We start from the raw sequence: 357 nt of genomic DNA on the forward strand, positions 1-357 counted from the left end.
CCAAGGGTTCGATGTAGAAATTCTAGGAATGAAGCGTGTCGAACAGAGTGCGGACCGTTGGAAAAAAGCTTATGAACGGGGCGGAATCATTGGTCTGGCGGATTCCCGTAAAGAATCCTCAGGACGTTCGCTTAGTCGAGAAAGGACACCAGAAGAGATCATCGCGAAGCAGGATGCACGAATTAAACTTCTGGAATCTCAACTTGAACTGTTAAAAAAAGCCGACACGAAAGAAAGGTGGCTGGTAGCCAAGGGAAGAAACCTAAGCAAGAATAAGCTGTTTGAACTTATTCATGACGCCGTAGAGCAAGGATTCAAGCGAATGACGCATTATCTATGCGAGCTGCTTAACGTCTC

The 357-nt window shown here is 46.2% G+C and carries 1 pseudogene; it reads left to right on the forward strand.

Annotated elements, in window-relative coordinates:
- Nucleotides 1-357 (forward strand): annotated as a pseudogene (locus KIH86_RS17595) (IS3 family transposase); the annotation flags it as partial.

It is taken from the genome of Paenibacillus sinensis (assembly GCF_019904155.1).
Classification (GTDB): Bacteria; Bacillota; Bacilli; order Paenibacillales; family Paenibacillaceae; genus Paenibacillus_AQ; species Paenibacillus_AQ sinensis.